A 12,023-nucleotide genomic window follows, 5' to 3' on the forward strand; every position below is an offset into this window, starting at 1 on the left:
AGTATCATTCCAACAATTATCTATGCGACTTCATGTCGCACCCACGGCGTATCAAGATGATGAATTGCCACACACCGTTTCTGTGCGTTCACACCCGTTCCGAGCATGGAGGTGGAGCCGAACAGCACACGCACCGTCCCGGCGTTCATGGCATCTATCACCGCCTTCCGAGCCTTGTCGGTCTTGCACTCCTGAATGAAGCGCACCTCGCTTGGCGGTATGCCGTAGTCCTCCGTCAGTTTGCGCTTGATTTCCGAATAGACGTTCCACCCATCGCCCGGCTGGTAAGTCCCCAAGTCAGAGAAAACGAACTGCGTGCCTTTCTGCGCGTCGTATTTTTGATAATACTCCGCGATTATTTTGGCACAGTGGCTCGCCTTGTTGTCGGGGTGGTCTTCGTAATGCGGGTCTATCATGCGCATGTCGAGTGCCATCTTCCGGGCATAGTCCGTGGCGATAAGCATCTTCGCCTTTTCCTCCGTTTCCGAAAGCGGCAGTCTGCCCAACAGGGTGGCGTCGCCCGTCTTGGCGAATTGCATCAGCTTCTGTATGAAGTCCTCCTGCTCCGGCGTGGGCGGTATGTGGTGCAGTATCTCGTTTTTGTTGGGACGGTCCACGCCCACATCCTCCGCCGTGCGGTAGTCCGTGATTTCATTATAGAAGGCGGCAAGCTCCGGCACTTTGATGAAGTAGCGGAAACGCTCCTTCTGCACCACGTTGTTCGTCACGTTGAACTCAAAATCCGTTGTCTTCTTGGCAAATATCGCCGACCACGCATCAAAACATCGAATGTCCTGCCGTTCCAGCTCCTTCGGGCGCAGGTACTTGAACAGCAGGTACAGCTCAGTCAGCGAGTTGCTGATAGTCGTGCCGGAGAGGAAGGTCGCCCCCAAGTCCTTGCCCGTGCGCTCCTGTATGGTGCGGATAGCAAAGAGCATGTTCAGTGCCTTCTGGCTTCCCTCGCTGTTCCCCAATCCCGCCACACGGTCGTGGCGCGTGTTGAAAGTCAGATTCTTGAACTGGTGCGATTCATCAATGAAAATGTGGTCGATGCCCATCTGCTTGAAGTCCACCACGTCGTCCGTGCGTGACTTTATGGCGTGTTCCACCTTCTCCAATTTCGCTTCAAGGTTATGCTTGCGCTTCTCCAGACCTTTCAGCATCGCCCGCGATACGTTCTTTCCCTGCTGGCGCAGCACTTCGAGGTTTTCCTCCACCGTGTCAAGCTCCGCTTGCAGGATGCGCTGCTGCAACTCCGGCGACTGCGGTATCTTGCCGAACTGGTCGTGCGACATAATGACACAATCGTAGTCGTTGTTCTTGATGTTGTTGAAGAAACGCACGCGGTTGGCGGTCGAAAAGTCTTTCTCCGAAGCGTACAGAATCCTCGCGTTGGGATATGCCGCTTGATAGGTGGCGGCAATCTCCGCAACATTGGCTTTCAGCCCGATAATCATCGGCTTGTGCGCCAAGTTCAGACGCTTCATTTCATGCGCGGCGATGCACATTATCAGCGTCTTGCCGGTTCCAACCTCGTGGTCACAAATTCCGCCGCCGTTCTGTTTCAGCATCCAGACGCAATCCATCTGCGAGGGATAGACGCTCCTGATGCCCCGGCTTGCCAGCCCTTTCAGATTGAGGTCGGGAAAAGTCTGATGCGAGCCGTCATACTTCGGGCGCACGAAACAGTTGAACTTGCGGTTATACATCGTCGTCAGCCGCTCCTTGAACTGTGGCGACTGCTCTTCGAGCCATTCGGAGAAGCCGTTTCGTATCTCGTCAATCTTGGCGTTGGCGAGCTGTATTCCCTCGCTGTCGCGCACCTTGATGTCGTTGCCATGCTCGTCCCTGCCGATGGACTTCATCATGTCGGGACAGGTGTTGTGCAGGGCGTGTTTCAGAAGGTGCATGCCGTCATAGTTACGGTAATACCCCTTCACCAGAAACTCGTCCGTGATTTTCATGGTGCGGTAGCCGCACGCCACCGAAAACTCGTCCATGCTTGCAGAGTAGGCGATTTTCACCTCCGTGTCGAACAGCCGGCTCATGTAGGCGGCATAGACACCCGTCGGAATCCAGCGTTCCCCGAAATTGAAATCAAGGTCTTCAAAAGCGATGCGCGGCGGTTCGGCATCTTTCAGAGCCTCCAACGCCTGCTTCACCTCCGGCATACGTTCACTTTCGGGGTTTTCGCCCATCCAAGCCTCTATGCGTTCCGCTTTCTCTATCACGTTTCCGGCAATAAAGCGGTCCTTAATCTCGTAACCGGTTACGAGCGGATTGTAATAGATGCGCCCTTGCAGGGCTGTGAGCAAATCCTCCGCCGTACTGTCGGTTATCTCCCGCATATAGTCGAGATCGACAGTGCCGAACTTGTTGAGCGACGCGGACAGTGCTTCTTCGGGTGAGCCGACGTTGGCATGGCTCTCCACGGAGAAGGAAACGGGACGCTCGAAGATGTCCGCCTTGACAAACTTCCCGTTCTCCGCCCGTTCCAGCGAAAGGATGTCACGCCCGCCCGCGTCCATCATCACTAACTTCACGTTCTGCTTGGCGTTGAGGTTGCCGTAGCGCATGACAAACTCATCGTAACAGGTGTTTAGATGCTCTCGCCACGGGACATTTGCTTCATGCAGGTTCGATTCATAGCGGTACAGCCGCTCGTAGGCGTCACGGAGTAAAACATACTGTAACGCCTTCTCCTTCTGGTAGCCTTTCAGGTCGAGCGGCTGGAATGTCGCCCCGTATGGCGTGATGTCCTTCAGGTAGCCGATGTTATGACGCCCCCTGTCAGCCACCAGCGACCCTTCGCGCAGGTGCATCTCCGGCGTGCGGTGGTAGGCACGCGGCGAAAGGTCCACGACTTCTTCCTTCGGCTTCTCCGCTTCGATGTCGGGGAAAAGGGAGGTCGCCACCGCTTCCGGTGGGGTATCTGTAACGGCAGGTGCGGTGACTGCTTCCGGCTGTGTTTCCTCCTGCCGTGGTTGCTCACGGGGAGTGTCCGGCACGGCTTTCACTTCCATCTTTTCCGCCGCCGCTTGTTTCTCGTTATGCTGCCTTGCCAGTTCCCGAAGTTCCTTCCTGCGTTCCGGCGTCAAATCCATCATCATCTCGTAGAAGCCGTTGATGGGAGGATTGGTATCCCAGTCCAACGTGGCATAGATGTCGTCCGGGTCGGCAGGCTTGGCGGTGTTCTCCGTTTTAGCCTCCTTGTTCTCTGTTACAGTCTTAGGGGTGGTAGCCGTCGGCACAGCCGTAACATTTTGTGTGACATGCACCTGTGGCTTGGGTAGAACGCGCCTTGCCGAGCTTTCCTTTTTCGCCTCCTTTTTCTTTTTGGCGGTTTTCGGTTGTTGGCTGACTTCTTCCGTCATCCCCCAGAGATCGAGCAAGGATAGCTGCACACCGTCAGAATATTTCGGACGTGGCTCTATCTCCGGCTTTTCCTCTGTGGGTTGCGGTTTCTCCGTCGGAGTTTCCACCGCCTGCATCGAAGATGTTGTTTCCATCTTTATGGCAGTACGCTCCACCTCCTTTTGAACGGTAACTTTTTCTTCCGTTCCCGACTGCCGGATTGAACCCGAATACAGACGCATGGCGAGCCTGTAATGGAAATCCTCGTCGAGCATACGGTGCAAATCCCCGGCGATGCCTGCTGCCTTGCCCTCGTGCAGATAGACCATAGCGGGCTTCCCGTATGGGTCGGTGTCAAGTTTCGCCGTCGTATGCACGATGCGTTCCGGGTGGTGGATGAAATAGGCGTTGTCGGTCAGGTCGGTTTTCGTGTCCGTCTGTATTACGGTCATCAGCCGCTCGTCCTGCGACATTTCCTTCTTGCTGAGGTTCTTTTGCAGGACAATCAGGTCACTGCCCACTTCTGTCCCCGCGTTGTCCGTGAACAGGTTGTTGGGCAGGCGTATCGCGGATACCAGATCAGCCTTACTGAACAGCTCGTTACGCACGGAGGTCTTGGTGCTGTTCAATACCCCTTGCGAGGTGATGAACGCCACGATACCGCCGTCACGCACGGCATCCAGTCCTTTGAGAAAGAAATAGTTGTGGATGGCTTTCTGGGCGGAGCGTCTGCCGAATGAGTCGCTCCGCTGAAACTCAGGGTCGAACACGGCTATGTCTCCGAACGGAATGTTGGACACCGCCAAGTCGAAATAATTGTTGAACGGTCTTTCGATTTTCTCAAAACCGCAGGTGCGCGTTTTCTTGCCGGGATAGAGATGCCTCAGGATTGTACCCGTGAGCAGATCCTTCTCGAAAGCCATCACATCCGCATTGGGGTTGTGCCGCAGCATGGAATCCACGAACACGCCAACCCCCGCCGACGGTTCGAGCATACGGGCGGGGCGGACGCTGTAATCTGCCAGCACGTCCGCGATGGTGTCGGTTATCTCTTTGGGGGTGTAGAAAGCGGTCAGCACGGACGCTTTCAGCGAATCCACAAACCGCTTGTACTCTGTTTCGTCCTTGCTGTTCTCACGGATAAGCCTGTGCAACTCCACTGTCGGGGCGAACAGTTCGAGGTCGGATTTCGCCCACCGGACGGCATCCGTCAGTTCCTTTGCAGGGTTGAGGATACATTTCAGACCGCCGAAACCGCAGTACCTTTGAAGTATGGCACGCTCTTCGGTTGTCGCTGTCCTGTTTTCCCTGTCAAGGATGAATGCCGTCCGTATCGCCTCGATGTTGTCCCGCAGTTTCTGTTTGCGGTTAAACGCCATATTCCCCGATGTAAAGGACGGTTGCCCCCGTCAGCTCCGTGTAGAGCAGGTCGTAATCGGAAGACAGGGCGAAGTTGTCGTCCGAAAGGTCATAGACGGAGAACACGTTGCCGACAAGCGGCATGAGTTTCAGAATAAAGGCTTCTTGTTTCTCTTCCGGCACTTCGTCGAAAAACTCGCTCTCCACGACTTCACGGAGAATGGCGTACCGGGAATAGCGCAGCCCGCGCAGCAGCGTGTCCATCGCCTGCTCTTGCGCGCCATCGGCGGGATAGCCTTCGAGCCGCGCCTTTTCATACGTTTCGGCGGCACGGTCGGCCCGTTCCCGTATGAAAGCGGTGTCAGTCGCCTGTTCAAACTTGTTCGTGCGGAGGTAGTCCAGCAGGTACAGACCGTAATAGGAAAAGTCGGTCTGACCCTCGTTTTTCTTCTTGTTGTTCATTACTTTGGAGTTTAGTGGATTGATATTTAACGGGATAATTGATTGGAAAAAGGAAGAAAAAGGCACTCGGTATCCCTCCGAGTGCCACCACTAAATCCAAAGTATGAGTGTAATCCGGTATCGAAGAACAATTCATTACTCTGAACAAGTGGCAAAGTTAGTGCAAATCGAAGACAATACGAAAAAAACTTGTTTGTTTCTATTGTTGAGATGCAGCCTAACTTATCAAAAGTTAGTGATTATTTCCTTTTTTTCGGATAGGAAGACTTGCATTTCTTTTCCGGGAACACGAACGTCGTGTTATATTCCCCGTCAAAGGCGACTATGGCATCGAAGTTCTTGCCCTGCTTGCTCTTGAAGCCTTTGAGCGGCTTGGTGTGCCCGTCGGTGAGCAGGTCTTTGATTTCGTCGTCGGACAGGGTGCGTCCCGCTTTCTGCCGGAACACGGGCAGTCCGCACTCCGTGTTGTCGCAACGTACCACCTTGCCGTAGAACCGCATCCTGCCCGTGCCGCACTTGGGACACGCGCAGCCGGAATCACGGCTGCCGAAGAGCTTGTCGCACGAGAGCAGTTCGGAGGTGATTTCCCGTGTGTACGCCTCTATCTCCTTGCGGAAAGTGTCGGCGGGCAGTTCCCCGCGCTCGATACGTGCCAGTTCCTTTTCCCATTCGCCCGTCATGGCTACATCGGCGATGCGCATCGTCTTCACCACGGAATTGAGGGCGAGTCCCTTTTCGGTGGGAACAAGCGACTTCTTGCAGCGTTCCATGTAACCGCGCTTGAAAAGCGTTTCGATGATGGACGCTCGTGTGGCGGGAGTGCCGATGCCGCAGTCCTTCATCGCCTGCCGCAGCGCGTCGTCCTCAATTTCCTTGCCCGCTGTTTCCATTGCCGAGAGCAGGGTGGCTTCGGTATGCAGCGGCTTGGGTTTGGTCTTTCCTTCGGTGATGGAGGTGGCTTTCAGCGTGAGCGTGTCGCCATCCTGCCAGCCGGGGATGGTAGTTTCCTCCTTTTCCTCGCCATAGACGGCACGCCATCCGGCTTGCTTCACGACACTGCCTTTCACGGTGAACTCCACTCCGGCACATTCTGCCGTGACAGCAGTCACGTCCTTGACGCATTTTTCGGAGAATGCCTCTATCATTCGTCCGGCAATCATCTGATAAATGGTGCTGTCCTCTTTGGAGAGGAAGAGCGGTTTCTCTCCCGTGACGAGCAGGGCATGGTGGTCTGTTACCTTGCCGTCATCCACGCTACGGCGTGTCGGGATGGCTTTTGCCCGCACCTTGTCTTTCCATTCGGGCTGCGTGCCGATAAAGGCGAGTAGCTTGGGGATTTCAGCGAACACGTCTTCGGGGATGTAGCGGCTTCCCGTTCTCGGATAGGTTATCAACTTCTTCTCGTAGAGCTTCTGCGCGATTTCAAGCGTCTGTTCCGCCGTGAAGCCGTGCTTGGCGTTGGCTTCTTTTTGGAGCGTGGTCAGGTCGTACAGCAAGGGAGTTTCCTCCGTCTTCTCCTTACGCTCTGCTTTCGTTACCGTTGCGCTGCCTGCCGCCTTTACCTTATTATATAGCTCCGTTGCCGGTTCTTTCGACTTCCATTTCTCGGAGGATGAGAGTTTCACGACCTCGCCGTCGCAACCGTCTGTTGCGATATGGAGCTGCCAGAATGCTTCGGACGTAAAACGGCGGTTCTCCCAATAGCGTTCACACACCATCGCCAGCGTGGGTGTCTGCACACGCCCCACCGAATACGTGCCATGTCCGGCGGCTATGGATAACGCCTGAGTGCCGTTGATGCCCACGAGCCAGTCGGATTCGCTCCGCGCTTTGGCGGCGAGGTATAGGTTGTCGTACCTGCTGCCGTCTTCGAGGTTGCGCAGTCCCTCACGGATAGCCTTGTCGGTGAGCGAGCTGATCCACAGACGCACGAAAGGAGTGGTGCAACCCGTATAGTGGTAGAGGTAGCGGAAGATAAGCTCTCCCTCGCGTCCGGCATCGGTCGCCACGATGATTTGTTCGCTTGTGTCGAACAGTCTTTTGATGACTTTTATCTGCGACACCACGCCGCTGTCGGGCTTGTAACCTTTCTCCGTCCTGACCTGACGGGGGACGAGCGTGAATGTGTCGGGAATAATCGGGAGGTTGTCACGGACAAATCCGCGCACGCCGTAGCCGTCGGGCATGGCAAGCTGAACGAGGTGTCCGAATGCCCATGTCACGGCATAGCCGCCTCCTTCGAAATATCCTTCCTCTCTCTTTGTCGCGCCCACGATGCGGGCGATTTCACGTGCCACGGAGGGCTTTTCTGCAATGATTGTCTTCATGTTTTCTTGCTTTTTTGTTGATACTTTGGATTTTATTTTGGATTCAGTGGCGGACACGGGATTACATTTTCATGCCTTTGTTGTTCTTCTTTTTCGGCTTCTCCTGCTGCTGTTGCTGGCGGTCGTCCTTTGGGGCGGTCTGACCTTTCTGCAAAGGCTCTTTCAGGTTCTTTGTCGCCTCGTTGGTTTTGCCCTCGTTGTTCACCGCCACCTGTGTGCGGCTCTCGTTGGACGGGGCGACCTGCTGGGCGTTGTCGGGGTTCGTTTCGTAGCGGTACGGGCGGCCCTTCTCCGGGTTGAACTTGATATACATCGTGGCATGGAAGCCCTGCTTGTCGGTCACGTTCTCCAGTTTCACGGCTTTACCCGCCACGTAGTCGGCTTTCTGCTTGTCGGTGAAGTTCACGCCGCTCCATTTGCTGATGGGGCGGATGCTGCCGTCCTCGTTCATCCACGTGTTGCGGCGTTGCTCCTTCTTGGTCTGTGCGGCATTTTCCCCGCCTTGCGCCTGACTTTTCGAGGTGTCACCTTTGGCTTCCTGCGTCTGTGCGGTACGGGGCGACCTTCCGGTTCCCGGCACGAACTCCACGCCGCGCTGCTCCACGTTCACTTGAAGGGTGGTGACGAACTTCCTGCCGTCGTTGCGCTCGATGAGCTTGTCGCGCACGGGCAGTCCGGCGCGGAGCATGTCCTGCTCCTGTTTGGTGATTTCCGTCTTGCCGATGCGCTCCGGGATGCGCACCTTGTTTGCCGGAATGTCCGTGATTTCATTCGTCTTGCGGTCGATGCTGATGTAGGAGGGGATGATTTCGCCCGTTTCCCTGTCCACAATGTCCACGACCCTGCCGAGGTTGCCCGTTTCGCGCAGGTTCTTCCGGTCATCGTCGGAGAATTTGTGTTCCTTGTACTCATCTAACTTCTGCTCCTTGCGGATGAAGTGCGGCACGAGGCTGACATTTCCCTCGCCGTCCTTCTTGAAGGAGAGGCGGGCGTCCAGCTCGAATGATTCGCCGCCGAAGGTGGGCTTGACCTTTACCAAGTCGGACTTGCCGTAGTGGAGCATCTTCGTAAGGTCTCCGGACTTTTCAAGGTCGTCACGCTTCACGCCCCATCTGTCCTCCAGCTCCTGCCAGTTGATTTTGCTCTCGTTGATGGGTTGGTAGCCCTGTCTGCCCTGCGTCTGTTGCGGGCTTTCCTGCTGTTCTTTCTGTTGTTCCATGTTTTCCTGTTTTTGAGGTTCTTGTTTCTCTGTCTTTTGTGCCGCCATCTCTTCCTGCACCTGCTGTTGATAAGGGAAGGTGTCGATTTTGTGCGGTGCAAGGATTTGTTTGTTCTGGTACGGATGCTGAAGCAGGTCTTTCATCACGCCAAGCATGGAATCCACTTGGTCTGCCGCGATGCGGTAGAAACCGAAGCGGCTGGGTTCCTTGCACTGCCGGAAGAAGTTCTTGAAGAAGTTGTCCAGCACGTCGCCGTGTCGGTCGAATTGCAGGAAACTCTGCGCGTTCTCAGCTTTCGCAGGGGTACGCTTGGGTGTGTCGTCTGCATTCAGCCCGGCTACCACGCTGATCTCGCCCGTCTTCTCGTCACGGACTACCAGCACGTCCTTTTCGTCTTTTTTCTTTGCCATTTGAAAAATGTTTTAATGGGTTATTTATGAAAGAAATTATGGATACGAGCCTTGTAGAAGGCTATATCTTCTTTTTTGAAGTCCTTGATATGGTTGGAAAGGAATGTCAGCACATCCTCCTCGCTGTAATAGGTTTTCTTGCCCAGTGTCTTGTAGGGCAATGCGCCGACACTGCGGTAGCGTTGCAGTGTGCGCTTGCTTATCTGGAGCAGCATGCACAAATCCTGATTGTCGAAAAGGCGGATGCTTTCCGTGATAGTAGGCTGTTTCCCCTCAGCCTTCATCGCCAGCAGCAGTTCGTCCTGACGGTCGAGCCGTTCCATCAGCTTCTGCATCCAGCCCTCGAAGTTGTTTCGTGTGAGCAGTTCCATGACCTATGTCCTCCTTCCTTTTGGTTTGCCGCCAGTGCGCAGCGTGTGGTTGCGTTTCAATTCCTGCGGTGTCGCCGCGTCCTCGTTGACGGCACACGCTTCAAGCAGGCGGTCTATTTCCGACTGCCGGTAGCGGCATTTACCGCGAAGCACGACATAACCGATGCGTTGCTCGCTGCGCATACGCTGGAGGGTGCGGGTACTCACGTTAAGCAGGTGCGCCGCCTCGCGTGTGGTGAGCAACCTGTCGGGCGATGCCGCTTTCTTGTCGCCGGAGGCGGCACGGACGTGTGCCGCAATCTCCGCTATCTGTTCCGTCAATGACCGGAAGGCAGAACTTTCCATCGTTATCACTTTCATATTCAGTCCTTTATTTTTGTTTATTTTCATGAACATAGGCTGCGCCTCGGCATACCGTTCAAGCAAGTTTGACGCTCTACACTCGGCTTGCTCTATGTTTCTGCGACAAAATTCGGCAATAAACAAAAGGGGCTTTAACAACTCACTACGTGACTCACGTAAGATTTTTACGGAAGATGGCTCCGTAACCCGGTCAAACGGTGCAACAGGCAGCCTTTCAGCGGAAAACGGTACGTGTTAAGGGCTGCATCGTTACCTTTGCGGGCAAACCGATAATTGCATGAATATGGAAATAGTATCTATCGAGAAAAAGACTTTCGAGATGATGGTGGCGGCATTCGGCGCACTCTCGGAGAAGGTCGCCGCCCTAAGGCGCAAAAGCGACACGGGGCGCATGGAAAGATGGCTCACGGGCGAGGAGGTCTGCGGGCAGTTGAGAATAAGCCCGCGCACGTTGCAGACGCTGCGCGACAGGCGGCTTATCGGCTACTCGCAGATAAACCGCAGGTTCTATTACAAGCCGGAGGAGGTTAAGAGGTTGATACCGCTTATCGGCACGCTCTATTCGCACGGCAGATGATTTGATTTATTCACCCACTGAATCCGAAGTTATGATGAACGAGACCAACGATGTTTTTACGATGGAAGACGAGCCGATAGCCTCTGTGATGCAGGATATGCGCAAAGGCTCGAAATGGCTGTCTGTATTTCTGGAAAGTTACCGCCCTCCGCTGGACGGGGAACGTTACCTGACTGACGGTGAGGTGGCGGAACTGCTCCGTGTCAGCCGACGCACCTTGCAGGAATACCGCAACAACCGCGTGTTGTCCTTCATACTTTTGGGAGGGAAGGTGCTTTACCCGGAAACGGGGCTGCGCGAGGTGCTGGAAGCGAACTACCGCAAGCCGCTGGAGTGAGGCGGCCAACATGAAAAAGGAAACGGGCGACATTTTGTGGTGCTGCCCGTTTACTTTTTATATACTTGGGTGTTTTAATGACCTTAAAACCAGTTTTTTGATTGATCCAACCAATTTCTATCGTTAGAAATTCATATAGTTAATAAAAAGTTGTAACTTTGCATTTAACGCAATCTAAAAATTAATTGTAATGGCAATTTTAAACAACATTAAAAATGTACTATCAGAAAAAGGAGTTATGAGCAAATGGTTGGCAAAACAATTACAGAAAGATCCTGCAACAGTATCTAAATGGTGTAATAATCATTCTCAACCTGATTTGTACACATTTGTTCGTATTGCAAATTTGCTTGATGTTGATGTTCATGAACTTATTTGTCATACAAAAAAATAGTATCTAAAGGAATATAGATGTTTCACCATTTTTAAGCATGTAAATAAAGTGTATGAGCAATAAAATTTGGAATTTTGATATATTAGTTGATGATTGTTTTGTTAATTTTAATACAAAAAAGCAAGAAATAAATCCAGATCATAATGACAGGTTATTATCAGTTGCTAATGGCTTTGAAGATGGCAGTTGGAGATATCGTCAATTCAAAGAATTTGTTTTCAGTAATATTGCAGAAACAGCTTTGTCTGCACAAGAACGAGAGAAATTAATAGATAATGATTACGGTAGGCTTATTGAGGCTGCCAAACATTTACGACTTGTTGACAAAGAGCAGAATGGAAAGGGAAGTGAAATAGCGGAAATTATTCTATATGGCATAATGAAGAACCATTATAAAGCCTTATCTGCAATACCTAAAATTTTTTATAAACAGAATGATAATGATAATGCAAAGGGCTCTGATTCTGTACACATTGTAATTGACCCAAATGGAGGCTTTCAACTTTGGTTAGGAGAAGCTAAATTTTATAATTCTCTTGAGGATGCGCGATTATACGAACCAATAAATTCTGTTGAACAAATGTTGCGCAAACCTATTATGAAAAAGGAATGCGGAATAATGACCAATCTCAATGAACTTGATAAACAAATTGAAAACCAAACATTACTTAAAAAGATAAAAGAATGTTTCGATGAGAATACTTCCATTGACGAAATAAAACCCAAACTACATATACCTATTCTTTTATTACATGAATGCCAGATAACAGCAAGTACTACTGAAATGAGTGATGAGTATAAAAATCAATAGTTCGTTAAAATTTGAGATAATGGCTAAGCAGCTTTACG

Annotated in this window: 9 protein-coding genes and 1 pseudogene; 4 read left to right on the forward strand and 6 right to left on the reverse strand. The window is 52.5% G+C overall.

The window, feature by feature from the left end; translation table 11 throughout:
* Positions 1–41: 41 nt before the first annotated feature.
* The 6 genes and pseudogenes from DW896_RS21010 to DW896_RS21035 form a co-directional block, all read right to left on the reverse strand.
* Positions 42–4,733: pseudogene (locus DW896_RS21010) on the reverse strand (N-6 DNA methylase); the annotation flags it as partial.
* The gene (locus tag DW896_RS21015) at positions 4,723–5,175 is read right to left on the reverse strand and encodes a DUF1896 domain-containing protein (protein ID WP_002561000.1); all 453 of its coding nucleotides are present in this window, start codon (positions 5,173–5,175) and stop codon (positions 4,723–4,725) included. The pseudogene DW896_RS21010 and the gene DW896_RS21015, both read right to left, overlap by 11 nt.
* A gap of 239 nt (positions 5,176–5,414) precedes the next feature.
* Positions 5,415–7,502, reverse strand: a complete 2,088-nt coding sequence (gene topB, locus DW896_RS21020) for a type IA DNA topoisomerase (RefSeq protein WP_002561001.1) — start codon at positions 7,500–7,502, stop codon at positions 5,415–5,417.
* A 61-nt stretch (positions 7,503–7,563) separates the two neighbouring features.
* The gene (locus tag DW896_RS21025) at positions 7,564–9,132 is read right to left on the reverse strand and encodes a DUF3945 domain-containing protein (RefSeq protein ID WP_002561002.1); all 1,569 of its coding nucleotides are present in this window, start codon (positions 9,130–9,132) and stop codon (positions 7,564–7,566) included.
* Between the two features lie 20 nt (positions 9,133–9,152).
* Positions 9,153–9,503 carry a helix-turn-helix domain-containing protein gene (locus tag DW896_RS21030; protein WP_004291454.1) on the reverse strand — a complete coding sequence of 117 codons (351 nt, stop codon included), beginning with the start codon at positions 9,501–9,503 and terminating at the stop codon, positions 9,153–9,155.
* Between the two features lie 3 nt (positions 9,504–9,506).
* Positions 9,507–9,863 (reverse strand): helix-turn-helix domain-containing protein, encoded by a 357-nt coding sequence (locus tag DW896_RS21035; protein WP_002561004.1) that lies wholly within the window; start codon positions 9,861–9,863, stop codon positions 9,507–9,509.
* Positions 9,864–10,143: 280 nt separating this feature from the next.
* Here DW896_RS21035 and DW896_RS21045 point away from each other — a divergent pair, with 280 nt between their 5' ends.
* The 4 genes from DW896_RS21045 to DW896_RS21060 all read left to right on the forward strand — a co-directional run bounded on the left by DW896_RS21045 (position 10,144) and on the right by DW896_RS21060 (position 11,985).
* On the forward strand, positions 10,144–10,443 hold the full coding sequence (locus DW896_RS21045) for a helix-turn-helix domain-containing protein (protein ID WP_019131010.1): 300 nt from the start codon (positions 10,144–10,146) through the stop codon (positions 10,441–10,443).
* A gap of 31 nt (positions 10,444–10,474) precedes the next feature.
* Positions 10,475–10,780 carry a helix-turn-helix domain-containing protein gene (locus tag DW896_RS21050; RefSeq protein WP_002561005.1) on the forward strand — a complete coding sequence of 102 codons (306 nt, stop codon included), beginning with the start codon at positions 10,475–10,477 and terminating at the stop codon, positions 10,778–10,780.
* A gap of 190 nt (positions 10,781–10,970) precedes the next feature.
* Positions 10,971–11,174: a helix-turn-helix transcriptional regulator gene (locus DW896_RS21055; RefSeq protein ID WP_002561006.1), complete on the forward strand. Its 204-nt coding sequence runs from the start codon at positions 10,971–10,973 to the stop codon at positions 11,172–11,174.
* A 52-nt stretch (positions 11,175–11,226) separates the two neighbouring features.
* Entirely contained in the window at positions 11,227–11,985 is a 759-nt protein-coding gene (locus DW896_RS21060; RefSeq protein WP_243634833.1) for a DUF1837 domain-containing protein, read from the forward strand.
* Positions 11,986–12,023 lie beyond the last annotated feature (38 nt).

Source organism: Bacteroides sp. AM41-16 (assembly GCF_003603495.1).
Classification (GTDB): Bacteria; Bacteroidota; Bacteroidia; order Bacteroidales; family Bacteroidaceae; genus Bacteroides; species Bacteroides uniformis.